Source organism: Streptomyces sp. NPDC006743 (genome assembly GCF_040703815.1).
In the GTDB taxonomy this organism is placed as follows: Bacteria; Actinomycetota; Actinomycetes; order Streptomycetales; family Streptomycetaceae; genus Streptomyces.
This window is the reverse complement of record NZ_JBEYJA010000024.1, coordinates 17,204-44,165: the sequence shown is the minus strand read 5'-3', so window position 1 is coordinate 44,165 and position 26,962 is coordinate 17,204. Positions and strand designations below refer to the sequence as shown.

22 protein-coding genes are annotated in these 26,962 nt (G+C 73.4%); 15 read left to right on the top strand and 7 right to left on the bottom strand.

Going from position 1 to position 26,962, the window contains the following annotated elements:
• Positions 1 to 125 precede the first annotated feature (125 nt).
• Positions 126 to 1,454: a histidine kinase gene (locus tag ABZ719_RS20645; RefSeq protein ID WP_366726629.1), complete on the top strand. Its 1,329-nt coding sequence runs from the start codon at positions 126 to 128 to the stop codon at positions 1,452 to 1,454.
• Positions 1,455 to 1,843: 389 nt separating this feature from the next.
• On the opposite strand, the gene ABZ719_RS20640 is transcribed toward ABZ719_RS20645, so the two are convergent.
• Positions 1,844 to 2,401 (bottom strand): SUKH-3 domain-containing protein, encoded by a 558-nt coding sequence (locus tag ABZ719_RS20640; protein ID WP_366726628.1) that lies wholly within the window; start codon positions 2,399 to 2,401, stop codon positions 1,844 to 1,846.
• Between the two features lie 64 nt (positions 2,402 to 2,465).
• The gene (locus tag ABZ719_RS20635) at positions 2,466 to 2,981 is read right to left on the bottom strand and encodes a YwqJ-related putative deaminase (RefSeq protein ID WP_199811517.1); all 516 of its coding nucleotides are present in this window, start codon (positions 2,979 to 2,981) and stop codon (positions 2,466 to 2,468) included.
• Between the two features lie 345 nt (positions 2,982 to 3,326).
• Between ABZ719_RS20635 and ABZ719_RS20630 the strand changes: the two genes are divergently transcribed.
• The 8 genes from ABZ719_RS20630 (at position 3,327) to ABZ719_RS20595 (ending at position 17,618) form a co-directional block, all read left to right on the top strand.
• A complete protein-coding gene (locus ABZ719_RS20630) occupies positions 3,327 to 4,355 on the top strand; it encodes an SMI1/KNR4 family protein (RefSeq protein WP_366726627.1) in 1,029 nt (342 codons plus the stop codon).
• A gap of 8 nt (positions 4,356 to 4,363) precedes the next feature.
• Positions 4,364 to 7,306 carry an SUKH-4 family immunity protein gene (locus tag ABZ719_RS20625; protein WP_366726626.1) on the top strand — a complete coding sequence of 981 codons (2,943 nt, stop codon included), beginning with the start codon at positions 4,364 to 4,366 and terminating at the stop codon, positions 7,304 to 7,306.
• A 211-nt stretch (positions 7,307 to 7,517) separates the two neighbouring features.
• Positions 7,518 to 8,411 carry a cellulose-binding protein gene (locus ABZ719_RS20620; RefSeq protein ID WP_366726625.1) on the top strand — a complete coding sequence of 298 codons (894 nt, stop codon included), beginning with the start codon at positions 7,518 to 7,520 and terminating at the stop codon, positions 8,409 to 8,411.
• Positions 8,412 to 8,504: 93 nt separating this feature from the next.
• A complete protein-coding gene (locus tag ABZ719_RS20615) occupies positions 8,505 to 8,708 on the top strand; it encodes a hypothetical protein (RefSeq protein ID WP_366726624.1) in 204 nt (67 codons plus the stop codon).
• Between the two features lie 655 nt (positions 8,709 to 9,363).
• The gene (locus tag ABZ719_RS20610) at positions 9,364 to 10,152 is read left to right on the top strand and encodes an ABC transporter ATP-binding protein (RefSeq protein ID WP_366726623.1); all 789 of its coding nucleotides are present in this window, start codon (positions 9,364 to 9,366) and stop codon (positions 10,150 to 10,152) included.
• On the top strand, positions 10,149 to 12,731 hold the full coding sequence (locus ABZ719_RS20605) for an FtsX-like permease family protein (RefSeq protein WP_366726622.1): 2,583 nt from the start codon (positions 10,149 to 10,151) through the stop codon (positions 12,729 to 12,731). Before ABZ719_RS20610 ends, ABZ719_RS20605 begins: the two co-directional genes overlap by 4 nt.
• Before the next feature lie 383 nt (positions 12,732 to 13,114).
• Entirely contained in the window at positions 13,115 to 16,651 is a 3,537-nt protein-coding gene (mfd, locus tag ABZ719_RS20600) for a transcription-repair coupling factor (RefSeq protein ID WP_366726621.1), read from the top strand.
• Positions 16,652 to 16,844: 193 nt separating this feature from the next.
• Positions 16,845 to 17,618: an HNH endonuclease family protein gene (locus ABZ719_RS20595; RefSeq protein WP_366726683.1), complete on the top strand. Its 774-nt coding sequence runs from the start codon at positions 16,845 to 16,847 to the stop codon at positions 17,616 to 17,618.
• A gap of 15 nt (positions 17,619 to 17,633) precedes the next feature.
• On the opposite strand, the gene ABZ719_RS20590 is transcribed toward ABZ719_RS20595, so the two are convergent.
• From ABZ719_RS20590 to ABZ719_RS20580, 3 genes are read right to left on the bottom strand one after another with little or no spacing between them, the layout of a single operon-like run.
• Positions 17,634 to 17,837 (bottom strand): DUF397 domain-containing protein, encoded by a 204-nt coding sequence (locus ABZ719_RS20590; RefSeq protein WP_366726620.1) that lies wholly within the window; start codon positions 17,835 to 17,837, stop codon positions 17,634 to 17,636.
• Positions 17,834 to 18,028: a DUF397 domain-containing protein gene (locus tag ABZ719_RS20585; RefSeq protein ID WP_366726619.1), complete on the bottom strand. Its 195-nt coding sequence runs from the start codon at positions 18,026 to 18,028 to the stop codon at positions 17,834 to 17,836. Before ABZ719_RS20585 ends, ABZ719_RS20590 begins: the two co-directional genes overlap by 4 nt.
• Before the next feature lie 7 nt (positions 18,029 to 18,035).
• Positions 18,036 to 18,872 carry a helix-turn-helix transcriptional regulator gene (locus tag ABZ719_RS20580; RefSeq protein ID WP_366726618.1) on the bottom strand — a complete coding sequence of 279 codons (837 nt, stop codon included), beginning with the start codon at positions 18,870 to 18,872 and terminating at the stop codon, positions 18,036 to 18,038.
• Between the two features lie 240 nt (positions 18,873 to 19,112).
• On the opposite strand from ABZ719_RS20580, the gene ABZ719_RS20575 reads away from it, so the two are divergent.
• The gene (locus ABZ719_RS20575) at positions 19,113 to 19,535 is read left to right on the top strand and encodes an ATP-binding protein (RefSeq protein WP_366726617.1); all 423 of its coding nucleotides are present in this window, start codon (positions 19,113 to 19,115) and stop codon (positions 19,533 to 19,535) included.
• Here the strand turns inward: ABZ719_RS20575 and ABZ719_RS20570 are convergent.
• Both ABZ719_RS20570 and ABZ719_RS20565 read right to left on the bottom strand, forming a co-directional pair.
• Entirely contained in the window at positions 19,532 to 19,903 is a 372-nt protein-coding gene (locus tag ABZ719_RS20570) for a hypothetical protein (protein ID WP_366726616.1), read from the bottom strand. The genes ABZ719_RS20575 and ABZ719_RS20570 overlap by 4 nt on opposite strands.
• A 106-nt stretch (positions 19,904 to 20,009) precedes the next feature.
• Positions 20,010 to 20,738 carry a hypothetical protein gene (locus ABZ719_RS20565; protein WP_366726615.1) on the bottom strand — a complete coding sequence of 243 codons (729 nt, stop codon included), beginning with the start codon at positions 20,736 to 20,738 and terminating at the stop codon, positions 20,010 to 20,012.
• A 403-nt stretch (positions 20,739 to 21,141) separates the two neighbouring features.
• Between ABZ719_RS20565 and ABZ719_RS20560 the strand changes: the two genes are divergently transcribed.
• The 5 genes from ABZ719_RS20560 (at position 21,142) to ABZ719_RS20540 (ending at position 26,904) form a co-directional block, all read left to right on the top strand.
• The gene (locus ABZ719_RS20560; RefSeq protein WP_366726614.1) at positions 21,142 to 21,972 is read left to right on the top strand and encodes a glycoside hydrolase domain-containing protein; all 831 of its coding nucleotides are present in this window, start codon (positions 21,142 to 21,144) and stop codon (positions 21,970 to 21,972) included.
• A 220-nt stretch (positions 21,973 to 22,192) separates the two neighbouring features.
• Complete coding sequence (locus ABZ719_RS20555) at positions 22,193 to 22,837, top strand: SurA N-terminal domain-containing protein (protein ID WP_366726613.1); 645 nt, start codon at positions 22,193 to 22,195, stop codon at positions 22,835 to 22,837.
• A 346-nt stretch (positions 22,838 to 23,183) separates the two neighbouring features.
• A complete protein-coding gene (locus tag ABZ719_RS20550) occupies positions 23,184 to 24,167 on the top strand; it encodes a nucleoside triphosphate pyrophosphohydrolase (protein ID WP_366726612.1) in 984 nt (327 codons plus the stop codon).
• Between the two features lie 85 nt (positions 24,168 to 24,252).
• A complete protein-coding gene (locus tag ABZ719_RS20545) occupies positions 24,253 to 25,575 on the top strand; it encodes a cytochrome P450 (RefSeq protein ID WP_366726611.1) in 1,323 nt (440 codons plus the stop codon).
• 132 nt (positions 25,576 to 25,707) lie between these two features.
• Positions 25,708 to 26,904 carry a transglycosylase family protein gene (locus tag ABZ719_RS20540; RefSeq protein ID WP_366726610.1) on the top strand — a complete coding sequence of 399 codons (1,197 nt, stop codon included), beginning with the start codon at positions 25,708 to 25,710 and terminating at the stop codon, positions 26,902 to 26,904.
• Positions 26,905 to 26,962 lie beyond the last annotated feature (58 nt).

The window sequence follows — 26,962 nt, the reverse complement described above, 5'->3', positions numbered from 1 at the left end:
CGATCGATGTTCACCAGTTCGAGGGAAATCGACTTGTTTCGATACTCTTCGGTCACCGTTCGTGATCAAGGCCTGTAGGCGAAACTCGCCGGAAAAGCCCCGACGGGCGCCCGTAGGCTGGACGCATGACCACGACGGGGGAAGCGCGCGCCACGGCTGTGACCGGGCCGTGGTGGTGGGCGCGGTGGCGCGGTGCGCTGTTCGACGGGAGTCTGGCGCTGGCGTCGGCGGCCGAGTGCGCGGCGGAGGGGGTGCCGTTCGCGCGGGACGCCGGGATCCCGGTGGCCGCCGGTGTCGTCTTCGGGCTGCTGTGCGGGACGGTGCTGCTGGTGCGGCGGCGGTGGCCGATCGCGGTCGTGCTGGTCGCGATCGCGGTCACGCCGGCCCAGATGGGTTTCCTGATGGGGATCGTCGGGCTCTACACGCTCGCCACCTGTGAGCTGCCGCGCCGGATCATCGGGGCGCTGGCCGGGATGTCGCTGGTCGGCACGATGATCGTGACGTTCGTGCGGGTGCGGCAGGACATGGCGCGGGGTGATTTCACCCTGGGTGACTGGTTCGTTCCGTTCGCCGCGGTCACCACGTCGCTGGGGCTCACCGCGCCTCCGCTGCTGCTCGGTCTCTATGTCGGTGCCCGGCGGCGGCTGATGGAGTCGCTGCGGGAGCGGGCGGACAGCCTGGAGCGGGAGTTGCAGCTGCTCGCGGAGCGGGCGGAGGAGCGTGCCGAGTGGGCGCGCGGTGAGGAACGCACCCGGATCGCCCGTGAGATGCACGACGTCGTCGCGCACCGGGTGAGTCTGATGGTGGTGCATGCGGCGGCGTTGCAGGCGGTGGCCCGCAAGGATCCCGAGAAGGCCGTGAAGAACGCGGCGCTGGTCGGGGACATGGGGCGCCAGGCGCTGACGGAGCTGCGGGAGATGCTGGGCGTGCTGCGCAGCGGGGAGGGGCCGGGGGCCGCCCCGCCCGCGCGCGGACCGGCCGCCGTGCCGCTGGTCGCGGTGGGGGTGGCGGCGGCCGCGGCGGCGTCCCGTGCGGCGGATGAGCCGGGGAGCGCGGCGGAGGGGCCGTCCCTGGCGGAGCTGGAGGAGCTGGTCGGGCAGTCGGCCGCGGCGGGCATGGTGGTGGACCTGTCGGTCGAGGGCGAGGCGCGTCCGTACGGGGCGGAGATCGAGCAGACCGCGTACCGGGTGGTGCAGGAGGCGCTGACGAACGTCCACAAGCACGCGGCGGGCGCGAAGACGCGGGTGCGGCTCGCGCACCGGGGCTCGGAGATCGCGATGCAGGTGGAGAACGGGCCGCCGCCGGAGCCGGGTTCGGCGGCGGCGGCGCGGCTGCCGTCCGGGGGCAATGGTCTGGTCGGCATGAAGGAGCGGGTCGTGGCGCTGGGCGGTGTGTTCGTGTCGGGGCCGACGGAGGCGGGGGGTTTCCGGGTGTCGGCGGTGATTCCGGCGTAAGGGGGCTGGGGGCTGCCTGCCTGCCGGCCGGTGCCGCTTCCTCCCGGCGGTCGCCTGTCGGTCGGCGCCGCTTCCTCGCGGCTGCCGCCTGGCGACCGGTGCCGCTTCCTCGCGGCTGCCGCCTGGCGACCGGTGCCGCCTCCTCGCGGCTGCCGCCTGGCGACCGGTGTCCCTCCGGGCGGGTGCCGTCCGCCGGTCGGTGCCGCCGGGCGGCCCGCGCGGTCGCCCGGCGCCCCGCGAGTCCGTCTCCCGCCCGGTCGTCCGCCGCCCGACGCGTCCGCCGGCACCAGGTACCGCCCCCTTTCTCCCCCCGTGGGCGTGGCGGCGGTGCTGCCCGGGGCGCCGGGTTGCCGGATGGCCGGGTGGCCGGGGGTGGTGGGGTGGTGGGGTCAGCCGGCGGTCAGGCGGACCGGTGCCAGGCCGGAGAGCAGGGCCGACAGGGCGTGGTCGATGTCCGGGCCGAGGTACCAGTCGCCGGTGTGGTCGAGGGCGTAGACGCGGCCCGAGGTGTCGATGGCGAGCAGGGTCTGGGTGTCGCTCTCGGCGCCGAGGGGGCACACGTCGGTGTCGAGGGCGCGGCCGAGGTCGCCGAGGGTGCGGGCCATGTGGAGGCCGTGCAGCGGGTCGAGGTCGAGCGTGGCGGGGGCGATCTGGCGGCCGGGGCCCGTGGGGGTGATCCGCAGGCCGCCGAATTCGGCCCAGGCCTCGACGGCGGCGGGGAAGACGGTGTGCCGGTGGCCGGCCGGGGAGGCGTGCTCGCGCAGGGTGTCGGCCCAGATCTCCGCCTGCTTTATGTCCCAGCGCCCGGGCTGCCAGCCGGCGGTGCGCAGGGCGGCGTCGACGGGAGCGGCGAAGCGGGCGGGGGGTCCCTCGGGACCGGCCGGGGGTGCGGGTTTCACCGAGGGGTTGGCGGTGCGCTTGGCAAAGGCGCGGCGGTCGGCTTGCATCGGCCCTTCGTTCGTCCTGTCGTCTCGTGCGGGTGTCGGGGTGCGGCCGCGGGGCGGGCGCCCGTCAGGCCTTGCCGCCGGCGGGGTCGACGATGTAGACGCCGAAGTGGGCGCTGAGCGCGGTGCAGGCGCGGCACGGGGCGGCGAAGCTGCCGTGCAGCGGGTCGCCGTCCTCGCGGATGCGGCGGGCGGTGAGTTTGGCCTGTTTGAGGGCTTTGCGGGCTTCGCCGTTGGTCATGGGTTTGCGGGAGGCGCGTTTGCTGCGGGTGGCGTCGACGGCGCTGATGTGCCGGGAGATGAGGATGGTCTCGGCGCAGCGGCCGGTGAAGCGGTCGCGCTGGGCGCTGGTGAGGGTGTCCAGGAAGTCCTGGACGAGCGGGTGCAGGGCGGGGGGTTCCTCGCTGCGCGCGGCCGTGCCGGTGAGGGTGGCGCCGCGCACGGAGAGGGCGGCGGCGATGGTGGGGAGTATGCCGTCGCGGCGGTGACGGAGGACCGGCGCGTGCGGCGCCTCGCTGCTGCTCCAGCCGATCCGCGGGTCGCCGGAAGCGCTGGTGTGCGGTCCCGTCTGCGTCGCGTTCATGATCATCGTCCCCTCCCGAGCATCCCCCCGAAGGACACAGAGTGCCAAATCGCGTGGCCCGTGGGGAAGCTGGGGCGGTGCGACACGCCCGGTTCTGGGCGGTGTGTCACCGCGGGGTGACGTCCGGTCACGGTCACGGGTGAGCCGGTGGCGGGGCGCCGGCCGGGGCGGGTGCGGGCGGCGGGCGGTGGCCCGGTGACCGGTGCCGTCGTACCGCATAGGCTGTCGGCACGCCGCGCTCGCGCGGTCGACGCGTTGGAGAGTAGTAGTCGATACGGGTCTCGGTGAGCGGAGCAGGAAGCCGCCGGCCGCGGGCCGTACAGAGTGCCGCAGGGGGCAACCGCCATGACGACAGGTCGGCTCGGGCTGGGGGTACCACCCGGCCGCCAGGCCGGAGGGCAGGCCGCACCGCCGAACGCGGCCTACGCCGGGCAGACCGTGCACTTCCCGGATCCGGTCCGGGCGGCCCGTCACCCCAGGGGTGTGCGGGTCGACGAGCGCGGTTACCCCGATTTCTCGCCGTACGCGCGCGCGGCGGCGCAGATCGCGGACCCGCCGGAGGGCTTCGGCGTGGACGAACTGCGGCTGACGGACTACGTGTCGGCGAACGCGGCGCTGGCGGCGACCGGCCACGACCTGTGGGACACGGTGCCGAGCGTGGCGACGCCGCACGGCTGGACGTGGCACCACGTGGCGGGCACCCGGCGTCTGGAACTGGTCCCGGTGGAGGTGAAGGCGCTGTTGCGCCACCACGGCGGGATCGCGACCGCGAATGTCGACCGGGCCAAGCGCGGCACCCGTCCGTTGCAGGAGACCCGGCCGGCTCATTTCGGACTGCCCAAGTCGGGGCCGGCGGTGACGGAGCAGCAGGTGCAGGGCGTCGAGGAGGACCTGGGCTACCGGCTGCCGGGTGCCTACCGCTCCTTCCTGAAGGCGGCGGGCGGCTGCGCCCCGGTGGGCACGGCGCTCGACGCGGAGCTGGGACTCCTGGTCGACCAGCCCTTCTTCACGGTCCGTGAGGAGGCGGCGGTCAATGATCTCGTCTACGTCAACAAGTGCCTGCGCGATCACCTCACCAAGGACTACCTGGGCGTCGGTTTCGTGCAGGGCGGTCTGCTCGCGGTGAAGGTGAAGGGTGACCGGCTGGGGTCGGTCTGGTTCTGCGCGTACGACGATGTGCGGGACGTGGATCCGGCGTGGCCGCAGGCGGAGCGCGTGGAGCGGCTGCTGCTGCCGTGCGGTGAGGACTTCGACGCGTTCCTGTCCCGGCTGGCGGGTTCGCCGCCGGAGCTGGAGACGGTGGCGAATCTGATGGTGGACGGCGGGTTCGCGCAGGCCGTCCCGGTCTCGTCCGTGTCCGCGGTGGGGGAGTGAACTCGGCGATGGTGACGTTCGCGCAGGCGCAGGAGCGCGCCGAGGAGTGGATCAACGGTGACGTGCCGGCGTACCAGCACCGGGAGGTGCGGGTACGGGAGTTCGAACTCGGTTTCGTGGTGTGGGCCGAGGACCGTGCGGAGGGTCCGCGTTCGGACGGGGGCAGGCAGCGGCTGGTCCTCGCCCGGGACAGCGGCGAGGCCACGCTGTGGCCCGCGCTGCCGGTGGGTGAGGTGATCCGCCGGTACGAGGAGGAGTACGGCCGTCCGGAGCCGGCCGCGGACACGCCGGCGCCGCCGGCCCGGGTGGACCTGAACCAGACGTCGTTCCTGCTCAGTCCGCCGGAGTGGCTGCAGGAGGCGGCGGACCGGATGGGTATCCCGGACCGCCGCGTCCAGGACGGCGGCACGGCGGGTGGCGCCGCGGGTGCCACGGGTGCCGGTGCGGGTACGGCGAGCGGCGCGGGCGCCGGGGCCGGCGCGACGGTCGGTGGTACCGGTGGTACCGGCGTCGCAGGTGCGGGTTTCGCCGGTGGGTCCGGTGCGGGTGCCGCCGGTGGGTCCGGCGCCGGTGCGGCGCGCGACGGGTCGCTGCCGGTGACGCAGGCCGGGGTGCCGGCGGGCGGGGCGGGCACGGCGGGTGGTCCGGCCGTGGCGGGTGCGCCCGGTACGCCGAGTGCGCCCGGTACGCCGAGTTCACCCGGTGCGCCGAGCGTGCCCGGTGCGCCGAGTACGCCCGTGGGAGCGACCCCGTGGGCCGGGACCGACACCAACGCGGATGTGGGGGAGGACCGTTCCGTACCGCTTCCCGCGACGGTGTTCGCGCCGCCGCTGAGCGAGTCCGACGACGGCGCGCCGCCGGCCACCGCGCCGGACGCCAAGACCGCGCTGATGGCGGGCGGCAGCCGCCTTCCCCGTACGGCGGTGGCACCGGCGCTCGACGGGACCGCCGCCCCCGGCACGTCCGCCCCGGCGGGCGCTCCCGGCGCGCCCCAGCCCGGCACGCCCGCGCCCCCGCCCGGTGCGACACCGCCGCCCGCGCCGGGCAGCGTCCCGCCTCCGCCGGGCAGCACACCGGCTCCGGTCGCTCCGCCGCCGCCCCCGGCCGGGGCGCCGTACGGCTACCCGCAGACGCCCGGTGCTCAGGGCGGCCCCGCCGCTGGGTCCCCCGGCGGCGCGGCCGGTTCCGGGCAGCCGCTTCCCCCGCACGCGGGTGACATCGCCGACGCCGCGACGAGCAAGGCGCCGCCTGCGCCGAGCCGTGGGCGGGGCGCCGCGCCCATGCCCCCGCCGCCGGGCGCACCCGGCACCCCCGGAGCGCGGCCGGCCCCCGCGGCCCCGCCGCCCGCCGCGCCCGCCGCGCCGGGTGGCGCGGGCGGGTACGTGCCGACGCAGCTCGTCTCGTCGCTGGGCCCGGACGGCCCCGGGGGCCCCGGCGTCCCGCAGGCGCCCGGAACGCCCCCTGCCCCGGCGGCCCCTGGCGCTCCCGGCGGTACGCCTCCGGGTGGTGTCCACCATGCGGCCACGATGCTCGCCGACCCCGGGCGGGCGGGTGGCGCTCCGCCGCCGCCGGGACCGCCCGGCGCCCCGGGCGGCACCCCTGGTGTTCCCGGCCCGCCGCAGCCACCCGGCGCTCCCGGTGCCCCGGGCGCTCCGGGTGCGGGGCAGGGCGGGGTGCACCAGGCGGCGACCATGCTGGCCCCGCCCCCGTCCGGTGGTCCCGGCGTGCCTCCGCCGCCCGCCCCGCCCGGCGTCCCGCAGCCCCCGCCCCCGCCTCCGGGTGCGATGCCCCCGTCCCCGCCCGGTGCGATGCCCCCGCCTCCGCCGGGCGCGATGCCGCCGCCTCCGCCGGGCGCGATGCCGCCGCCTCCGCCCGGCGCGATGCCGCCGCCTCCGCCCGGTGCGATGCCGCCGCCCGTCGCGGGGCAGCCCGTGCCCGGTCAGCAGCCCCCCGCCTACGGTTACCCGCCGCAGGCGCGGCCGACGGTCGGTCCGGGCTACCAGGCCGTGCTGCGCTACCGCGCGCAGGACGGCTCCGAGCAGCAGCTGATCCGGCGTTCGGCGCCGGGCACGCCGCACCCGGAGTGGCAGATCTTCCACGAGCTGCGTGCGATGAACGTGCCGCCGGACCAGGTGCTGGAGCTGCACACGGAGCTGGAGTCGTGCCAGTTGCCGGGCGCGTACTGCGCGCGGATGATCGGGGAGCAGTGGCCGCAGGCGCGGATCACGTCGATCGCGCCGTACGGCACCGACCACGCGAGCCGTCAGCAGGGCATGGCGCAGCTCCTGGCGCACCAGGGCGAGCTGCACCAGGTGGCCGACGGGCCCGCCCGTCCGGCGCCGGTGCGGGCGCCGCTGCCGCCGGTGCAGCCCGCGCCGCCCCTTCCGCCCGAGGGCATCGCCCAGGAGCTGGCCGCGGCCTTCGGGCCCGGCGTGTTCCGGTTCGAGCAGGCGGCGGTCTCCCGCCAGGGCGTGCCGCCGGTCGTGGCGCACACGCTGGTGGCGGCGGGCCTGCCGCTGGACATGGGCCCGTTCTTCTGGGCGCAGGCCCAGCCGGGACGCCCGGTGCCGACGCTGGCGGAGCTGGCGGCCGAGCGGGGGGTGCGGCCGGCGCCGGACGCGGGCTCGTACCTCGTCATGGGCAGCGACTTCGGCAAGGCGCTCTGTGTGCAGTACGGCACGGCGAACATCGTGGCCGTGCCGGTGGAGGCGGGCCTTGGCGGTACGTCGGTGCCGCCGCAGTTCGTGAACACCGGTCTGCCGGAGTTCGCGCGCTGCCTGGCCCTGCTCGGCCGGATGTGGCGGCTGCGCTACGGCCTGAACCAGGAGCAGGCGGGCCGCTGGACCGTCGACTTCCAGGCCCAGCTCGCCTCGCTCGACCCGGCGGCGCTCGGCTCGCCGGAGAGCTGGTGGTCGGTGCTGCTGGAGCAGATGTGGGACGGACTGCTGTGACCCGGTGAGCGTCCGGCGCAGGGAGGCCGGGCCCGGTCGAGTGACCGGGCCCGGCCTTTTTCTGTCCCCTCTTCTGCGCACCGTCGGCCGGATGTGCATCCGGAGTGTCGCGTTATGAACATTTCGTCCCTATAGCTGAGGATGTGCCCGCAGTCATCGTGTCGCATCCATTCGGCGGTGTCCGGCGGTGCACGACGGAGAGGGGTTCAGGATGGGCAGCACGGCGTCATCGGTCTCGCTCCACCGCTTCGCGGTCGTCCGGGGGCGCGGCTACCGGCCCGAACAGGTGGACGCCTGCGCGGCCGCGCTCTTCGCGGACCGGGACGCGGCCTGGGAGCGGGCCGCGCGGCTGACCGTGCTGGCCAAGAACATGGAGGCGGAGCTGGCGGCCCTGCGGGAGACCGTCGCGGCCCTCGGCGAGCAGACCTACGAGTCGCTGGGCGAGGGCGCGCGGCGGCTGTACGAGCAGGGGCGGCGGGAGGCGGGTGCGGTGCGCGAGCGGGCGCGCCAGGAGGCGCACGCGACGGTGGAGTCGGCCCGCGCGTACGCGGACCGACTGCTGCGCGACGCGCGGGCGTACGCGGACGCGGTGCGCGCCGAGGCCGACGAACGGGCCCGGCAGCGGCTCCTGGCGGCGCGCTCGGAGGCCGACGCGCTGCGGATCGCGGTCCGCAGCGAGGTGAAGGCGCGCCGCGGCGAGGCGCTGGCCGCGCTGCGCGAGGTGCGCCAGCGCACCTGCGGGATGCTCGCCGAGCAGTCCCGCGAGCACGCCGCCCGGCTGGGGGCGGCGGAGCGGGAGGAGCGGGCGCGGCTGGCCGCGCTGGAGGCGGACCACGCCCGGCGGCTGTCGGCCGCCGAGGGGGCGCTGGCCGCCGCGGAGCAGGCGCTCGCGCAGGCGCAGGAGGCGGCGCACCGGGCGCCGGAGGAGGCGCGGGCGTACGCCGCGGAGGTGCTGGCCGGGGCGCGGCTGCGGGCGGAGCGGATCGCCCGGGAGACGGAGCAGGTGCTGGTGGAGCACGGGGAACTCTGGGACGACGTACGGGCGCAGATGGACACCGTGCGGAGCGACATCACGGCGCTGACGGGGCGTGCGTCGGCGGAGTAGCCGCGGGCCGATGTCCCACTCCGGGCCCGCCCGCCCTCTTGTCCGTGGAGTCCGCCGCAGCCGCGCGGACCGGACAGGGCGGGGGAGACCCCTATGGACAGCGGCGGGCCCACGGAAGAGACGAACATCGCCGTCTTCGGCGCGAACAGCGCTAACGGTTCTAACGGCATGAACAGCGCGAACAGCGCCAACGCGATGAACGGCGCGAACGGTCCGACCGGGCGGCTGGTCGCCGCCCGGGCAACCGCGGCGGGGCACCGGGTCACCGCCGTCACACGGCACCCCGGGGCGCGGTGACCACCGGATCGGCACGGCCCGCCCGCCCGGCCGGTGCACGGCGCGCCCCGATCCGGCCGGGGAACTGCTGCGGCAGGCCGGCGAGGACCGCCACGCGGGCGCGTTCGTCGATGTGCGCACCACCGTGGGCACGCCCACCCTGGGCGTACTGCCGCGCAAGGAGGCGCTGGGCAGGCGGAACCGACGGCCGTCGGCTTGACCCTGACGCGGCGCGAGGGTGGAGGCTCCGTGGGCCGGTGGGTGGAGACAACCCTGAGACGGACTCCACCTGGCGGCGGACAGCCCCTAGGGGGAGGTCCGTACTTGAGGTCGGGGAGGGTTCGTACTGTCGGAGGACGAGACGGCCGCGCGCCGTCCTTAGTCTGGCTTTACGCCGCTGGGGGGCGGTGGACCGCACCGACGGGGGTGGGGTTTTCCCCAGCGGAAGACTGCGCTGAGCACCAGCGCGCCGGGGGGCACGCGCACAGCAGACTCGTCGTCGTGACGGGAGCACCGCTCCAGCACAGCGCACCCGCGGACACCCGCGGCGCGCGGACAACCCGCGGCACACGCTCCACACCGTGCGCCGCGCACGGCGGGGACCGCCCCCGCACCCGGCTCAACCGCCCACCGCCCCGCATCCCGCTCGAAGCATGACCGACATAGGAGACTTACCGTGACAACGGCTGTGACCATTCCCAGGCACGGGGGTACTGGAAATCCCACGGCCGTGGCCGCGCGGGCGCGGCAGGTCGTGAAGGCGTACGGATCCGGGGAGACCCGGGTCGTCGCCCTCGACCACGTCGACGTGGACATCGCCCGCGGCCAGTTCACCGCGATCATGGGCCCCTCGGGGTCCGGCAAGTCCACGCTGATGCACTGCCTCGCCGGACTCGACACCGTGACGGGCGGTCAGATCTACCTGGACGACACCGAGATCACCGGGCTGAAGGACAAGAAGCTCACGCAGCTGCGCCGGGACCGGATCGGCTTCATCTTCCAGGCGTTCAACCTGCTGCCGACGCTGAGCGCGATCGAGAACATCACCCTGCCCATGGACATCGCCGGCCGCAAGCCGGACCGTGCCTGGCTGGAGAGGGTGGTCGAGACGGTCGGTCTGGCCGGGCGGCTCAAGCACCGGCCCAACCAGCTCTCCGGCGGCCAGCAGCAGCGCGTCGCCGTGGCCCGCGCCCTGGCCGCCCGGCCGGAGATCATCTTCGGCGACGAGCCGACCGGCAACCTCGACTCGCGGGCCGGCGCCGAGGTGCTGGGCTTCCTGCGCCGCTCCGTGGACGAGCTGGGCCAGACCATCGTGATGGTGACGCACGACCCGGTGGCCGCCTCCTACGCCGACCGGGTGCTGTACCTCGCCGACGGCCGGATCGTCGACGAGATGTACCAGCCGACGGCCGACCAGGTCCTGGACCGCATGAAGGACTTCGACGCCCGGGGGCGTACGTCATGACCGTGCTGAGAACCTCCCTGCGCAACTTCTTCGCGCACAAGGGACGCATGGCGCTCTCCGCGGTCGCCGTGCTGCTGTCGGTGGCGTTCGTGTGCGGCACGCTGGTGTTCACCGACACCATGAACACGACGTTCGACAAGCTGTTCGCGGTGACGGCGGCCGACGTGACCGTCTCGCCGAAGGACGCGAAGAACGACGACAGCCCGCAGAGCGGTGTGCCCGAGACGCTGCCGGCCGCCACGCTGGACCGGGTCCGGCACGCCGAGGGCGTCAAGTCGGTCGAAGGCGGGGTCAGTTCGGCGAACGTGACGGTCGTCGACAGCCACAACAAGAACATGGGCTCCTCCAACGGCGCGCCGACGATCGCCGGCAACTGGGGCCCGGGTGAGCTGAAGTCGATGGAGATCACCTCCGGCCACGCTCCGCACGGGACGGGCGAGGTGATGGTCGACGCGGACACCGCCGACAAGCACGGCCTGAAGCTCGGCGACGAGCTGCGCACCATCGCGCAGGCCGGTGATCTCAGGGCCCGGATCGTCGGCATCGCCGCCTTCAAGGTGACCAACCCGGGCGCCTCCGTCGTCTACTTCGACACCGCCACCGCCCAGCGCGGCCTGCTCGGCGCGACCGGCCGGTTCACCCAGGTCGAGGTCACCGCGGCCCCCGGCGTGCCGGACGAGCAGCTGAAGCGGAACGTGGCGCGCACCCTGGACGGCGCCGGGACCCGGGCCACCGCGTACAAGATCCAGACGGCCGAGGAGAACGCCGACGAGAACCGCAAGAGCGTCGGCTCGTTCATGGACGTCATCAAGTACGCCATGCTCGGCTTCGCCGGGATCGCCTTCCTGGTCGGCATCTTCCTGATCATCAACACCTTCAGCATGCTGGTCGCCCAGCGCACCCGGGAGATCGGCCTGATGCGGGCGATCGGCTCCTCCCGCAAGCAGGTCAACCGGTCGGTGCTGGTCGAGGCGCTGCTGCTGGGCTTCGTCGGCTCCGTCCTCGGGGTCGGCGCGGGCGTCGGCATCGCGATCGGCCTGATGAAGCTGATGAGCGCGGCGGGCATGGACCTGTCCACCGACGACCTGACGATCAAGGCGACCACCCCGGTGGCCGGTCTGGTCCTCGGCGTCGTCGTCACCGTCCTGGCCGCCTACCTGCCGGCCCGCCGCGCCGGCAAGGTCTCCCCGATGGCCGCGCTGCGCGACGCCGGCACGCCGGCCGACGGCAGGGCGGGCTGGGTGCGCGCCCTGATCGGCCTGGTCCTCACCGGTGCGGGCACGGCCGCCCTGTACGCGGCGGCCACCGCCGACAAGGCGAGCGACGGCTCGGCGGTCCTCGGCCTCGGCGTGGTGCTGACCCTGATCGGGTTCGTGGTGATCGGTCCGCTGCTGGCGGGCGGGGTGGTCCGGGTGATCAGCGCGGTGCTGCTGCGGGCCTTCGGTCCGGTGGGCCGGATGGCCGAGCGCAACGCGCTGCGCAACCCGCGCCGCACCGGCGCCACCGGCGCGGCCCTGATGATCGGCCTCGCCCTGGTCGCCTGTCTGTCGGTGGTCGGCTCCTCGATGGTGGCCTCGGCCACCGACGAGCTGGACAGGACGGTCGGCGCGGACTTCATCGTCCAGGGCAACCAGCGCATCGTCCCGCAGGCCGAGCAGGCCATGCGGCAGACGCCGGGCCTGGACCACACCACCCGCTACAAGGTGCTCGACGCGACCCTGACCTCCCCGGACGGCAAGCGCGTCGACGACAACGTCACCGCCGCCGACCCGTCCTACGCCGACGACGTGCGCCGCACGGTCACCGAGGGCTCGCTGAAGGACGCCTACGGCCCCGACGCGATGTCGGTGGGCGCCGACTACGCCAAGGAGCACGGCATCCACGCCGGCGACACCCTCACCGTCGCCTTCAAGGGCGGCAGGACGGCCCACCTGAAGGTCGCCGCCGTCACCAGCGACGACACGGCCATCGACAAGGGCGCCCGCTACCTGTCCATCACCACCATGGAGAAGTACGTCCCCCAGGACCGCGTCCCGCCGAACATGATCATGTTCGCCAAGGCCAAGGACGGTCAGGAGAAGCAGGCGTACGCGGCCCTGAAGAAGTCCCTGGAGCAGTACCCGCAGTACCAGGTGCGTGACCAGACCGACTACAAGCAGGAACTGAAGGACCAGGTCGGCCAGCTCCTGAACATGGTCTACGGCCTGCTCGCCCTCGCGATCATCGTGGCGGTGCTCGGTGTGGTGAACACGCTGGCCCTCTCGGTGGTCGAACGGACCCGGGAGATCGGCCTGATGCGGGCGATCGGCCTGTCCCGCCGGCAGCTGCGGCGCATGATCCGCATGGAGTCCGTGGTGATCGCCCTGTTCGGCGCGCTGCTCGGCCTCGGACTGGGCATGGGCTGGGGCGCCACCGCCCAGAAGCTCCTCGCGCTGGAGGGCCTGGGTGTCCTGGACATCCCGTGGCCGACGATCACCGCGGTCTTCGTCGGCTCGGCCTTCGTGGGCCTGTTCGCCGCGCTGGTCCCGGCCTTCCGCGCCGGCCGGATGAACGTACTGAACGCGATCGCGACGGACTAGCGACGCGAGGGACCCCTCGTGAACGGGGGTCACGGGGAAATCCGCCCGGGGGCGGGAGGCCATGGGGCTTCCCGCCCCCGGGTGCGTGTGTCCGGCCGGTCCGGGGCCTGCTGCCCCGGGGGAGAGTTCGAGGACGAAGGCCGGCCAAGCCAAGCGGGGGCCGGGGCACGGCAGCCCCCAGGACGGGAAGGGGCGGCGGGCACGCCCCCGGTCCAGCCCCCCCGGTCCAGCCACCCCCCGGGTTACCGGACACGCGTTCGATACCCGCGCGTTATCCACAGGCCCGACCGCTCCCGCCCCGGCGTCGTACGCTGAAGGAACCCCCGGCCCGCACTCCGAGCCGGGCCCTTCGCGTTGCCCACCTCCGGACGGAAGCCCCCTCCATGAGCCTGCACGGTCTGCTCGACGCCGTCGTCAAGGACCCCGCCCTCGCGGAAGCGATCACCGCGGCCACGGACGGCAATCGGATGCACGTCGACCTCGTCGGCCCGCCCGCCGCCCGCCCCTTCGCGATCGTCGCCCTGGCCCGCGAGGCCGCCCGCCCGGTGCTCGCGGTGACGGCGACCGGCCGCGAGGCCGAGGACCTGGCGGCCGCCCTGCGCTCGCTGCTGCCGCCGGAGGGCGTCGTGGAGTACCCCTCCTGGGAGACGCTCCCGCACGAGCGGCTCAGCCCGCGCAGCGACACCGTGGGCCGCCGCCTCGCCGTCCTGCGCCGCCTGGCCCACCCCAGGCCCGACGACCCGGAGACCGGCCCGGTCTCCGTCGTCGTCGCTCCCATCCGTTCGGTGCTCCAGCCGCAGGTCAAGGGCCTGGGCGACCTGGAGCCGGTCGCCCTGCGCACCGGGCAGACCGCCGACCTGAACGGCATCGTCGAAGCCCTCGCGGCCGCCGCCTACGCGCGCGTGGAGCTGGTGGAGAAGCGCGGCGAGTTCGCCGTGCGCGGCGGCATCCTCGACGTGTTCCCGCCCACCGAGGAACACCCCCTGCGCATCGAGTTCTGGGGCGACGACGTCGAGGAGATCCGCTACTTCAAGGTGGCCGACCAGCGCTCCCTGGAGGTCGCCGAGCACGGCCTGTGGGCCCCGCCCTGCCGCGAGCTGCTGCTCACCGAGGACGTCCGCACGCGCGCCCGTGCCCTGGCCGAGCAGCACCCGGAGCTGGGCGAACTGCTGGGCAAGATCGCCGAGGGCATCGCGGTGGAGGGCATGGAGTCCCTGGCCCCGGTCCTCGTCGACGACATGGAGCTGCTCCTCGACGTGCTGCCCAAGGGCGCGATGGCCGTGGTGTGCGACCCGGAGCGGGTGCGCACGCGCGCCTCCGACCTGGTGGCCACCTCCCAGGAGTTCCTCCAGGCGTCCTGGGCCGCGACCGCGGGCGGCGGCGAGGCGCCCATCGACGTCGGCGCGGCCTCCCTGTGGTCGATCGCGGACGTGCGGGAGCGGGCGCGCGAGCTGGACATGATGTGGTGGTCGGTGTCGCCGTTCGCCGCCGACGAGGCGGCCGAGGACACCGACACCCTCAAGCTGGGCATGCACGCCCCCGAGACGTACCGCGGCGACACCGCGAAGGCGCTCGCCGACACCAAGGGCTGGCTCGCCGACGGCTGGCGCACGGTCTACGTCACCGAGGGCCACGGCCCGGCCGCCCGCACCGTGGAGGTGCTGGGCGGCGAGGGCATCGCGGCCCGCCTGGACGCGGACCTCGGTGAGATCTCCCCGTCGGTGGTGCACGTGGCGTGCGGCTGCATCGACAACGGCTTCGTCGACGCGGCCCTGAAGCTGGCGGTCCTCACCGAGACCGACCTGTCCGGGCAGCGCACCGCGACCCGGGACGGCGCCCGCATGCCGGCCCGCCGCCGCAAGACCATCGACCCGCTCACCCTGGAGGCGGGTGACTACATCGTCCACGAGCAGCACGGCGTGGGCCGCTACATCGAGATGGTGCAGCGCACCGTGCAGGGCGCGACCCGCGAGTACCTGGTGGTGGAGTACGCCCCGGCCAAGCGCGGCCAGCCCGGCGACCGCCTGTACATCCCCACCGACCAGCTGGAGCAGATCACCAAGTACGTCGGCGGCGAGGCGCCCACCCTGCACCGCCTGGGCGGCGCCGACTGGACCAAGACCAAGGCGCGCGCGAAGAAGGCGGTCAAGGAGATCGCCGCCGACCTGATCAAGCTGTACTCGGCGCGGATGGCGGCCCCCGGGCACTCCTTCGGCGCCGACACGCCCTGGCAGCGTGAGCTGGAGGACGCGTTCCCCTACGCGGAGACCCCGGACCAGCTGACCACGATCGCCGAGGTCAAGGAGGACATGGAGAAGACGGTCCCGATGGACCGCCTGATCTGCGGCGACGTGGGGTACGGCAAGACGGAGATCGCGGTGCGCGCCGCCTTCAAGGCCGTCCAGGACGGCAAGCAGGTCGCGGTCCTGGTCCCGACGACCCTGCTGGTGCAGCAGCACTTCGGCACGTTCTCCGAGCGCTACGCCCAGTTCCCGGTGAAGGTGAAGGCGCTCTCCCGCTTCCAGACCGACACCGAGGCGAAGGCCGTCCTCGAAGGGCTGCGCGAGGGCTCGGTGGACGTCGTCATCGGCACCCACCGGCTGTTCTCCTCCGAGACCAAGTTCAAGGACCTGGGCCTGGTCATCGTCGACGAGGAGCAGCGCTTCGGCGTCGAGCACAAGGAGCAGCTGAAGAAGCTGCGCGCCAACGTCGACGTGCTGACGATGTCCGCGACCCCCATCCCGCGCACCCTGGAGATGGCCGTCACGGGCATCCGCGAGATGTCCACGATCACCACGCCGCCCGAGGAGCGCCACCCGGTGCTCACCTTCGTCGGGCCGTACGAGGAGAAGCAGATCGGCGCGGCGGTCCGCCGCGAGCTGCTGCGCGAGGGCCAGGTCTTCTACATCCACAACCGGGTGGAGTCCATCGACCGGGCGGCGGCCCGGCTGCGCGAGATCGTCCCCGAGGCGCGCATCGCCACCGCCCACGGCCAGATGTCCGAGCAGGCACTGGAGCAGGTCGTCGTGGACTTCTGGGAGAAGAAGTTCGACGTGCTGGTCTCCACGACGATCGTCGAGTCCGGCATCGACATCTCCAACGCCAACACCCTCATCGTGGAGCGCGGCGACAACTTCGGCCTCTCCCAGCTGCACCAGCTGCGCGGCCGGGTCGGCCGGGGCCGCGAGCGCGGCTACGCCTACTTCCTCTACCCGCCGGAGAAGCCGCTCACGGAGACGGCCCACGAGCGCCTGGCCACCATCGCCCAGCACACCGAGATGGGCGCGGGCATGTACGTGGCGATGAAGGACCTGGAGATCCGCGGCGCCGGAAACCTGCTGGGCGGCGAGCAGTCCGGCCACATCGCGGGCGTCGGTTTCGACCTGTACGTCCGCATGGTCGGCGAGGCGGTCGCGGACTACCGGCGGCAACTGGAGACCGGCGGGGCCGAGGAGGAGCCGCCGCTGGAGGTCAAGATCGAGCTGCCCGTCGACGCGCACGTCCCGCACGACTACGCGCCCGGCGAGCGGCTGCGCCTGCAGGCGTACCGCTCCATCGCCTCCGCCAACAGCGAGGAGGACATCAAGGCGGTCCGCGAGGAACTGACCGACCGTTACGGCAAGTTGCCCGAGCCGGTGGAGAACCTGCTGCTGGTGGCCGGGCTGCGCATGCTCGCCCGCGCCTGCGGGGTCGGTGAGATCGTGCTCCAGGGCACCAACATCCGCTTCGCCCCGGTGGAGCTGCGCGAGTCGCAGGAGCTGCGCCTCAAGCGCCTCTACCCGGGCTCGCTGCTCAAGCCGGCCACCCACCAGGTGCTCGTCCCCCGCCCGAAGACCGCGAAGGTCGGCGGCAAGCCGCTGGTCGGCCGCGAACTGCTCGGCTGGGTCGGCGAGTTCCTGGCCTCGGTGCTCGGGTCGTAACACTCGATACGCCCTTTTCGCTCCTTTTGCCTCTGTGCGCCCCCAAGTGGGGCGCACACCTTCCTGGTTACCGTGGGCACAGGTAAGACAGGCCCGCACGCACCAGGTGCGGGCCACGCACGGCAAGGCAAGGGGAGGGCTCATGGGCGTGGAGAGGTACCGGGAAGCCGGGGAGCGGGGGCCGGGGCGCGCGGTGCGGCGTCCGCTCGTGCGCGGTGGTGCGGCGGTGTGCGCCGTAGCGGCCCTCGCCCTCGTCGCGGGCTGCAAGGGCGACGAGGTCCACGGCGCGGGGCCCGCGACGCGCAGCGGCGCGCCGGCTCCGTCCTCCGACGGACACTCCGTCAGTCCGCTGGCCAACCCGGACGGGACGAAGCCGGGGCTGGCGCCGCTGACCGGCGAGTCGGACCGGGCGGCGGCCCGCAAGCTCATAGGCACGGTGGCGACGAAGGGCCGCGGCCCCAAGACGGGGTACAAGCGCGACCAGTTCGGCTACGCCTGGATGGACTCCGTGAACGGCGTGCCCTTCGCGCACAACGGCTGCGACACCCGCGACGACGTCCTCAAGCGCGACGGACAGGACGTCAGCTTCCGCAAGGGCTCGAACTGCGTGCTGGTGGCGATGACCCTGCACGACCCGTACACCGGCAAGACGATCCAGTGGACCAAGGCGCACGCGGCCACCGTGCAGATCGACCACGTGATGCCGCTGTCCTACGACTGGCAGATGGGCGCCGCGCACTGGCCCAAGGAGAAGCGCGAGCAGATCGCCAACGACCCCCTCAACCTGCTGCCGGTCGACGGCCCCGCCAACTCCTCCAAGAGCGATTCGGGACCGGCGACCTGGCTGCCGCCGAACAAGGGCATCCGGTGCGCGTACAGCGTGCGGTTCGCCCAGGTCTCGCTCAAGTACAAGCTGCCGGTGACGACGGCGGACAAGCAGGCGATGCTGAGGCAGTGCGGCGGCTGACCCCGCCGGCCCGGCTCAGCGCGCCGCCCGCTTGAGAGCGCCGAGGAAGGCGCCGAAGGCGGGGGCGGGGAAGGTGAGGGTGGCCCGGGCGGGGGCTTTCGAGTCGCGGACGGCAGTGTGGGTGGGGGAGGTTGCGATCTCCACGCACTCGTTGCCGTCCCCCTCTCCGGAGTACGACGACTTTCGCCAGTGGTCGGGGCTGGTTCCGGCGGGCCTCACGGCAAGTCCTGCGCTTTCAAGGTGGCGAGGAAGGCGCCGAAGGCGGGGGCGGGGAAGGTGAGGGTGGCCCGGGCGGGGGCTTTCGAGTCGCGGACGGCGGTGTGGGTGGGGGAGGTTGCGATCTCGACGCAGGCGTTGCCGTCGCCCTCGCCGGAGTACGACGACTTTCGCCAGTTGTCGTGAGCGGCCATGGGTGCCTCACAGCTCCTTCGTCAGCCCGTGGATGAAGTCGCGGGATCGCTCGGGGTCGAGTGATACATCCTTCACTTTACGGAAACGCTTTCGATAGGCGTCCAGTTGGGCTTCGGAGTCGATGAAAACCGAGCCGTGGGGAGCGTCGCGTACCACCGTGTCCAGCTTGGGCACCGGGCCACCTGCGTACGTCATGGTGCTTGAGGCCCTGGAGAAGCCGTCCAGATCGAAAGGGATGACCCGCAGGGTGACGTGGTCCGCTTGGGAGAGATCGAGGAGCCGGTTGAGCTGGGCCTTCGAAGTGGCACGGTCTCTTACTCTGATGCGCAGCGCGGCCTCATGGACGATCACCTCGTAGGGCGTGCCGATCGCCTGGCGCGCCATGCGGTAACGGACACGCAGCTCAAGTTCCTCGGGCGTGAGTTCCGGCACCCGGGAGGAGAAGACCGCGCGTGCGTAGTCCTCTGTCTGCAAGAGACCAGGCACGAACAGGATGGACACCTCGCGCAGAAACGAGCTGTAGTGATCCAGCTCGGAAAGGTCCAGGAACGCGGTGGGCAGCAGTCCCCGGTACTCCTCCCACCAGCCGCGTGTGCGGTCCGTGGCCATCGCCACCAGCGCGTCGATGAACTCGGTGTCCGTGCAGGCGTAGTGGGACGCCATGCGACGGATCCGCTGCTCGCTGACGCCCGCGAGCGCGGACTCGATGTGAGTGATCTGGGCGGGGGCCACCCCGAGCAGGGCGGCCGCTTGGCGGGCGTTGAGACCTGCCGCTTCGCGGAGCCTGCGCAGTTCGGTGGCCAGCCGCAACTGACGCGCTGTCGGCTCGCGCCTCTTCACCATGGACCGGCCCCTTCAACGTGCCTCGCGGCATGACTCGTTCGGGGGTCAGATTACGCGACCCGCTTGCAGCGTCCCTAGATTTAGACCTACCGTCGGTGACGCGACGCTCACCCTGCGAAACCCCGGGGCCCCGGAAGCGCACCGCTCCGTCCTGCCATGACGGCTGCGGCAAGGCCACCGCCCGGACACCGCAGCGGAATCCAGGAACCGCACCCCTCACTCGACGGACGGAGTCCCCCCATGCCCGAAAACAGCCATGCCCCCGCCGATCCCTGGGAGTACTGCCTCTACCTCCCCAACGACCTCCGCGCCGTCACCGTCAGCCGCCGCACCCTCCGCCTCATCCTCACCATGCACGGCCTCATCCGGCTGGTGGACGTGGCCGAGCTGCTGGCGACCGAGCTGGTCTCCAACGCCGTACGGCACACGAAGGGGCCGGCCGCCCTGCGGGTGCGCTGGGCGGCGGGCGTGCTGCGGATCGGTGCCTGGGACGCGGACCCCGTCCCGCCGGAGCCGCCGGTGCCGCTGGAGAAGGTCGCCGAGTCGGAGGAGGGGCGCGGGCTGGCGCTGGTCAAGGCCTGCGCGGACCTGTGGGGGTGGCAGCCGCTGGCCAGGGAGGGCAACCGCGGCAAGGTCGTCTGGTGCGAACTGAACGCGGCCTAACGTCCGTACGGATACCCGTACGGCCCCGGCGCCGCGGCCCGCGGGGGCCCGTACGCGGGCGGAGCCCCCTGCGGTGACCGCTTGTCGAACAGGGCGAACAGCAGCATCAGCGCGGCCACGAGCATGCAGCCGATGATGACGAAGCCGAACAGCAGGTCGTCCTGCCCCTCGTCGGGCATGAGGGCGATCCAGGTCACCGTCACGCACTCGTAGAGCAGGAACGAGGCGAAGGCCCCCCAGTCCGAGCCCCGCCCCCGGCGGATCGCCACGTACAGGAAGGGCACCCACATGAGCATGCCCAGCGAGCCCCAGGCGAGGACCACCCAGGCGATCCGCTGGAACCAGCCGGCTTCGAGGCGTTTCTCCACGTCGATCTCATCCCCCCCCACACGGTCCGCCCCGGTCGGGCGCGGACACAGCAGGGGGCAAGATTAAGCCACGGGGCGGGGGGCGTGGCCCCGTCCGCCCCTGCGGTCAGGAAGCCGTCTTCAGGGACGCGACGATCCGCCGCGCCAGCTTCTTCGCCGTGGCCGCGCCGTTGTCGTGGCCGTCGGTGGAGAGCACGGTGACGACGTTGGCGCCCTGGCGGGCGGCGATCAGGGTGGTGCCGTTCTCCCAGGCGCTGTCGGTCAGCGTGACGGTGTAGGCGCCGTCACCGAGTCCCGTGGTGGTGCTGCCCGCGGCCTTCACCGTGCTGTGGGTGCCGGAGTCGGTGAAGGACGTGCAGGAGGCGGCGGTCTTCCGGACGGCCTCCAGCACGCTCGCGGCGGTGGTGCCCCGGTAGGCGTCGATCTCCTGGGAGATCTCCTGGGACGTGTCCTTGTCGACGTAGTCGCCCTGCGCGAACGACACCCCGGTGATACCGGTGACGTCGACCCAGCCCGTGCCGTCCAGGTGCGCGCAGTCGGGCTTCGCCGGGCTCTTGGTGGCCGGCGGCGTGAACGTGTCTCCGGTGTCCCGCGTGCTCGACGGGTCGGAGCTGAAACCGGACGGGAAGAAGGACGCCGGGGCGAGGGCCTTCTTCAGCTGCGTGCCGGTGAGCAGTCCGGCGTCGGGGTCCTTGGCCGAGGACGCCGCAGAGGCGGCCGGCGTGTCCTGGGAGGACGACGTGGCCTTGGTGTCCCCGGAGGAGCCGCAGGCGGCCAGGACCAGGGGGAGCGCGGCCACCGTCAGAACGCGGGCGGCGCGGGAGGGGAGGTGCATCAAAGTCCTTCGGAACGAGCCATGGGGGTGGCCACCGGACCCTATGACGCCCCTGGGGCCAGGAGATCATGGACAGGTCAGAAGCGGGCCAACACTCGGTCAAGACCGGCGAGTCGGCTGGAGGCCCCCGCCCGCCGCACCGGCGACGCGGCCGATTTTGCCGTCGCTTGGAGAAAACGAGGGGTGCCGGAGGGGAACTGTTTCCCGTTCGCACAAGCTGCGTCGGCTACCGTGCGATCCGCTTCAGGCGCGAGAACGCGGCGGCGCACCGACCGTGCGCGCCACGCCGGGGAGACCTGAAGACACTTCCAGTGGACGTACGCCGTGTGACCGCCGCCGTACGCGCTCCAGCACACACGTGCGCCTGTAGTACACGCGCACGCACCGAAACATAGGGGTGGGGATGGCCGAACACCGGCAGTCCAAGAAGCGCAGGTACATCACCTGGGCGGTGGCAGGGGCCGCGGTCGTCGCGGGCGGCGGGATCGCCGCGCAGACCTCGATGGCCGCCACGTCCTGGCCCGCGCAGAAGACCTTCACCGGCCGTGCCTTCGACACCTGCACCGCGCCCTCGCTCAGCGCCATGAAGGCCTGGCGCGCCGATGGCTACTACGGCGGCGCCGCCGTCTACATCGGCGGCCGCAACCGCGGCTGCGCCCAGCCCAACCTCACCGCCTCCTGGGTGAAGTCGGTCAGCTCCCTCGGCTGGAAACTCGTCCCGCTCTACGTCGGCGCCCAGCCGCCCTGCCAGAAGAGTTCCAGCCCCGAGAAGCTCACCGCCGCGACCGCCGCGTCCCTGGGCAGCAGCGACGCCAAGGACGCCGTGGCCAAGGCGTCCGCGCTCGGCATGAAGGCCGGCAGCCCCGTCTACCTCGACATGGAGCCGTACGCCGTCACGGACAAGGCGTGCAACGACGCCGTACTGGCCTACGTCCGCGCCTTCGACAAGCAACTGCGCGCCAAGACCTACCGCGCGGGCTTCTACGGCTTCACCAGCTCCAGCGCCAAGGCCGTCGCCACCGCGAGCAACAGGACCGACCTGCCCGGCAACCTCTGGTACGCGCTGTGGGACAAGAAGGACACCACCACCACGGACTGGCCCTTCGGCCGGACCCAGTACACCGACCACAGCCGCGCCCACCAGTACCAGGTGAACAGCAAGGAGACGCGCCGCGGCTACACCCTCACCGTCGACCGTGACGCGTGGGACGCCCCGGTGGCGATCACCGGCTGACCCCGGCGGGGCGGCGAACGCGGTCCCGGGAGCCGCGGAGGGTGACGCGGCGGTGCCCGAAGCCGCGGCGAATCGTTGGTCCAATGGCTTGGCCGGAGCACGGCCGCTGCCTACCATCGATCACCGCAAGACTTTGTGCGCCCGCCCGTCGCCCGGCCACCGCCCCGGTGGGGGCGCCGCGCGCCGCACCTGTTGTTGCAATCTCCAACGGGAGGTTCCCTTGCACCGCCGCCGTCGCACCGCGCTCGTCCTGTCCGCCGCGATCGTCGCGGCGGCCCCCCTCCTCACCGCCTGCGGAAGCGAGGCGCACCCCGGCGCCGCGGCCGTCGTGGGCGGGGAGCGCATCACCGTCGCGCAAGTACAGAGCCGGGTCGACGAGGTGCGCCGGGCGCAGCGGGCGGCGGTGGCCGACGAGACGCAGTACGAGCAGGTCGTCGCCCGGACCGGCACGCTCAACCGGGACACCCTGCACCAGATGGTGCTCGACCGGGTGCTGGACCGGGCGGCCGGTGACGCGGGCGTCACCGTCACCCGCCGCGAGGTGCAGACGGCACGCTCCGGTCTCGAACAGCGGGCGGGCGGCGCCAAGGCGCTGGAGACGGGCTGGCTCCAGCAGTACGGGGTGGCGCCGCAGCGCCTGGACGACAGCCTCCGCCTCCAGATCGAGGCGCAGAAGCTCGCGGCGAAGCTGAACACGGACACCAGCAGGCCGGCCTTCTGGAACGCCCTCTCCGCCGCGTCCGGCGCGCTCCACGTCGACCTGAACCCGCGTTACGGGAGCTGGGACGTGCAGAAGGGCGGGGTCGCGGCGAAGACGCCGTGGCTGCGGGACGTCTCGGCGCCCGCCACCCAGCAGGCCGCCTGACGCCCGGGGGCGTGACACCAGACGGCCTTGATGCCCGGGGGCGTGACACCAGACGGCCTGAACCCCCGGGGGCCTGACGCCCGACGGCTGGGGCGGCCCGGCCGGGACGGACAGCCCCCCGGCAGCCCTTCGCCGTGGGGTCGGCCGGGCGGCCCTTCGCCGTCGGGTCGGCCCGGACGGCCCGGTCGTCGACCGGCCCCAGCGGCCCGCTCGTCGTCGTACCGCGCCCCGTCGGACCGGCCCCGGCGGCCCCTGCGGGAGCGGGTGCGCGGTGGCGCAGGTCCGGGATCTCCCCGGCCTGTGGACAACTCCTCGGCGCGTCCGTGGCGTGCGTTACGTTCGAAGGGTGAACACGACCTCCGCCCGCACCGCCGAGACGGCCCCCGCCGGCCGCATCGTCCTGCTCACCACCAGCCACCGGGTCGCCCCCGGCCTGCTGTCCTGGCCCGCCTGGCAGGCGCTGCGCACGGCCGACCGGGTGCTGTGCGCGGACGGGACGCATCCGCAACTGCCGTACCTGCGCGAGGCGGGCGTCACCGTGACCGAGGCGTCCCCGACCGCGGAGGACCTGGTCGGTGCCTGCGCCGGCGGCCGCACGGTCGTGGTCGTGGCCACGGGCGAGGGCGAACCGGCCCTCACCGACGGCCTCGCCCGGCTCGCCGGCTCCGGCCGCCTCGCCATGCCGGAGCTGGAGCTGCTCCCCGCCTCCTACGACCTGCCCGGCGCCCGCCTGCTCGACCTGGTGCAGGTGATGGACCGCATCCGCGCCGAATGTCCCTGGTCGTCCCGGCAGACCCACCAGGGCCTGGCGAAGTACGGCATCGAGGAGGCCTACGAGCTGGTCGAGGCGATCGAGGACGGTGACCGGCACGAGCTGCGCGAGGAACTGGGGGACGTGCTGCTCCAGGTCGTCTTCCACTCCCGTATCGCCGAGGAGGACCCCGAGGAGCCCTTCTCGGTCGACGACGTCGCGGGCGGCATCGTCGCCAAGCTGATCCACCGCCACCCGCACGTCTTCGGTGAGGAGAGCGCCGAGACCCCCGAGGACGTCAAGGAGCACTGGCTGCGCACCAAGGCGGAGGAGAAGCGGCGCGCCTCCGTCACGGACGGCGTCCCCGTCCACCAGCCCGGCCTCGCCCTCGCGGCGAAACTCGCCTCGCGGGCACGCACGGCGGGCCTCCAGGTGCCCCTGCCCCGGGGCGAGGGCATCGGCTACGAACTCCTGGCCCTGGCCGCCCGCGCCGAGACCGATGGGGTCGACCCGGAGGCGGCACTGCGGGCGGCGGCCCGCGCGTACAGGGACGCGATCAGGAAGACGGAGGGCGCCTGAGAGCGCCGGGAGAAGGGGGGCGCGGACCCGAGGCGTCCGCCCGCCCCGCCCGGCCGCCCTCCGCCCAGGCGGCTACTGTCGCCCCATGCACGACCAGCCGGACACCCCCTCCTCCGTCCCCGCCCCGCCCCCGCTGTTCACCTGGGAATTCGCCAGCGACCCCTACCCGGCGTACGCCTGGCTGCGCGAGCACGCCCCCGTGCACCGCACCCGGCTGCCCAGCGGTGTGGAGGCCTGGCTGGTCACCCGGTACGCCGACGCCCGGCAGGCCCTCGCCGACTCCCGGCTGTCCAAGAACCCGGCCCACCACGACGAGCCCGCGCACGCCCGGGGCAGGACCGGCATCCCCGGCGAGCGCAAGGCCGACCTGATGACGCATCTGCTGAACATCGACCCGCCGGACCACACCCGGCTGCGCCGGCTGGTCAGCAAGGCGTTCACGCCCCGCCGGGTCGCCGAGTTCGCGCCGCGCGTGCAGGAACTGGCCGACGGCCTCATCGCCTCCTTCGCCGCGCGCGGCACCGCCGACCTCATCCACGAGTTCGCCTTCCCGCTGCCCATCTACGCCATCTGCGACCTGCTCGGCGTCCCCCGCGAGGACCAGGACGACTTCCGGGACTGGGCGGGCATGATGATCCGGCACGGCAAGGGCCCCCGGGGCGGTGTGGCCCGTTCGGTGAAGAAGATGCGCGGCTACCTGGCCGAGCTGATCCACCGCAAGCGCGAGGCGCTGCCCGCCGAACCCACCCCGGGCGAGGACCTCATCTCCGGTCTCATCCGCGCCTCCGACCACGGCGAGCACCTCACCGAGAACGAGGCCGCCGCGATGGCCTTCATCCTCCTGTTCGCCGGTTTCGAGACGACCGTCAACCTCATCGGCAACGGCATGTACGCCCTGCTCACCCACCCCGGCGAGCGGGAACGGCTGCAGCGTTCCCTCGCCGGCGGCGACCGGGGACTGCTGGAGACCGGGGTGGAGGAACTGCTGCGTTTCGACGGGCCGGTGGAGCTGGCGACCTGGCGGTTCGCCACCCGGCCGCTCACCCTGGGCGGGCAGGACATCGCCGCCGGCGACCCGGTCCTGGTCGTCCTCGCCGCAGCCGACCGCGACCCGGAGCGGTTCGCCCACCCCGACACCCTCGACCTCGGCCGCCGCGACAACCAGCACCTGGGGTACGGGCACGGCATCCACTACTGCCTGGGCGCCCCCCTCGCGCGCCTGGAGGGACAGACCGCGCTGGCCACCCTCCTCACCAGGCTGCCCGACCTGCGGCTCGACGCCGACCCGGCGGACCTGCGCTGGCGCGGCGGCCTCATCATGCGCGGGCTGCGGACCCTGCCCGTGCGCTTCGGGGCCGTACACCCCGGCACTGACGGCCACGAAGGTGACACGCGCTCAACTATGTGATCGTCACGTGATCTGTGCGGCATTAACTTGTGACAAGTGATCGTCACCGGCTACTTTCACCCATCAGTGTGACGCCGGGGCCTTCCAGCCTCCCGCCACGCCGGTCACTGTTGTCGTGCGAAAGGTCTCCGCATGCTCTCCGGGAACGGTCGTCACCGTCGCCCCCGTCAGGCTCCGGCCCTCATCGTCGCCGCCGGAGTGACCGGATCGGCCATCGCCATCCCCCTGGTCGCCGCCTCCGGCGCGAGCGCGGCCGACGGCACCACCTGGGACAAGGTGGCACAGTGCGAGACCGGCGGCTCCTGGAGCGCCGACAACGGCAACGGCTACTACGGCGGCCTGCTGCTGACCCAGGACGACTGGGAGAAGTACGGCGGCCTGTCCTACGCGGCCAGCGCCGACCAGGCCAGCCGCTCCCAGCAGATAGCCGTGGCCGAGAAGATCCTCGCCGACCGCGGTCCCGGCGCCTGGCACACCTGCGGGCTGCTCTCCGGGCTCACCAGGAGTTCCGGCGCGGCGGACGTCGACACGGGCGTGGGCGGCGACTCGTCGTCCTCGAAGTCCGGCTCGGACGGGACCACTGCGGGCTCCTCCGGCTCGACCGGGTCCTCGGGCACCTCTGGCTCCTCCGGTTCCTCCGGATCGTCCGGTTCAGCCGACGGCGCCGACGACTCCGAGGGGCGCGGCGGGGCGGACGGTTCGGGGCCGTCCGGCGTGAACGACCCGGGTCTGCCTGACGGCACGCAGAGCGGTACGGGCGACTCGTCCGGTTCGTCCGGCTCTTCGGCGCAGACCCCCAAGGGAGTCGGCTCCGCCCACGGGAGCGGCGCACCGGGCGACTCCGCCACGAAGCCCTCCACTTCGCCCTCTTCGCCCACCAAGACGGGCAACCCGCCCAAGTCCGGCACCTCCCACGGCCCGGACGCGTCCGACACCACCCCGTGGCCGGACGGCTCCGGCGGCGGGGACGAGTCCGGCTCCCCGGACAACTACGGGCAGAGCGTCGGCTCTTCGGCCCTCGTCGACACCGGTGCGCTCGGAGGCGGCCGCCACCGCGGCGGCAGTGCCGACGAAGGGGCCGCCGAGGGCCGTACGGGCGCGACGGGCGGCCGGCACGCCTCGCGCGAGGGCGGCGCCGCCCACGCCTCGTCCGCCGCCTCCTACACCGTCCGCACCGGCGACTCCCTCACGTCCATCGCCGACTCCCTTGACCTCCACGGCGGATGGCACGCGCTCTACGACGCGAACAAGGGCTCCATCGGCGCCGACCCCGACCACATCGTCGCCGGTCAGAGCCTGGATGTCCCCGCTGAAAACGCCCGAAAGTAGGCGGAGTTCACGTCACGCTTCGCGTCGAATGTCCCATTCGGTGAAAGTGTGGGATGAG

Excerpts from the sequence above, each read along its gene's own strand:
- ABZ719_RS20645 (WP_366726629.1), top strand. The coding sequence starts at position 126 with ATGACCACGACGGGGGAAGCGCGCGCCACGGCTGTGACCGGGCCGTGG.
- ABZ719_RS20640 (WP_366726628.1), bottom strand. The coding sequence starts at position 2,401 with ATGCAAGCCGACCGCCGCGCCTTTGCCAAGCGCACCGCCAACCCCTCG.
- ABZ719_RS20635 (WP_199811517.1), bottom strand. The coding sequence starts at position 2,981 with ATGAACGCGACGCAGACGGGACCGCACACCAGCGCTTCCGGCGACCCG.
- ABZ719_RS20630 (WP_366726627.1), top strand. The coding sequence starts at position 3,327 with ATGACGACAGGTCGGCTCGGGCTGGGGGTACCACCCGGCCGCCAGGCC.
- ABZ719_RS20625 (WP_366726626.1), top strand. The coding sequence starts at position 4,364 with ATGGTGACGTTCGCGCAGGCGCAGGAGCGCGCCGAGGAGTGGATCAAC.
- ABZ719_RS20620 (WP_366726625.1), top strand. The coding sequence starts at position 7,518 with ATGGGCAGCACGGCGTCATCGGTCTCGCTCCACCGCTTCGCGGTCGTC.
- ABZ719_RS20615 (WP_366726624.1), top strand. The coding sequence starts at position 8,505 with ATGGACAGCGGCGGGCCCACGGAAGAGACGAACATCGCCGTCTTCGGC.
- ABZ719_RS20605 (WP_366726622.1), top strand. The coding sequence starts at position 10,149 with ATGACCGTGCTGAGAACCTCCCTGCGCAACTTCTTCGCGCACAAGGGA.
- mfd (WP_366726621.1), top strand. The coding sequence starts at position 13,115 with ATGAGCCTGCACGGTCTGCTCGACGCCGTCGTCAAGGACCCCGCCCTC.
- ABZ719_RS20585 (WP_366726619.1), bottom strand. The coding sequence starts at position 18,028 with ATGGCCGCTCACGACAACTGGCGAAAGTCGTCGTACTCCGGCGAGGGC.
- ABZ719_RS20580 (WP_366726618.1), bottom strand. The coding sequence starts at position 18,872 with ATGGTGAAGAGGCGCGAGCCGACAGCGCGTCAGTTGCGGCTGGCCACC.
- ABZ719_RS20575 (WP_366726617.1), top strand. The coding sequence starts at position 19,113 with ATGCCCGAAAACAGCCATGCCCCCGCCGATCCCTGGGAGTACTGCCTC.
- ABZ719_RS20565 (WP_366726615.1), bottom strand. The coding sequence starts at position 20,738 with ATGCACCTCCCCTCCCGCGCCGCCCGCGTTCTGACGGTGGCCGCGCTC.
- ABZ719_RS20560 (WP_366726614.1), top strand. The coding sequence starts at position 21,142 with ATGGCCGAACACCGGCAGTCCAAGAAGCGCAGGTACATCACCTGGGCG.
- ABZ719_RS20545 (WP_366726611.1), top strand. The coding sequence starts at position 24,253 with ATGCACGACCAGCCGGACACCCCCTCCTCCGTCCCCGCCCCGCCCCCG.
- ABZ719_RS20540 (WP_366726610.1), top strand. The coding sequence starts at position 25,708 with ATGCTCTCCGGGAACGGTCGTCACCGTCGCCCCCGTCAGGCTCCGGCC.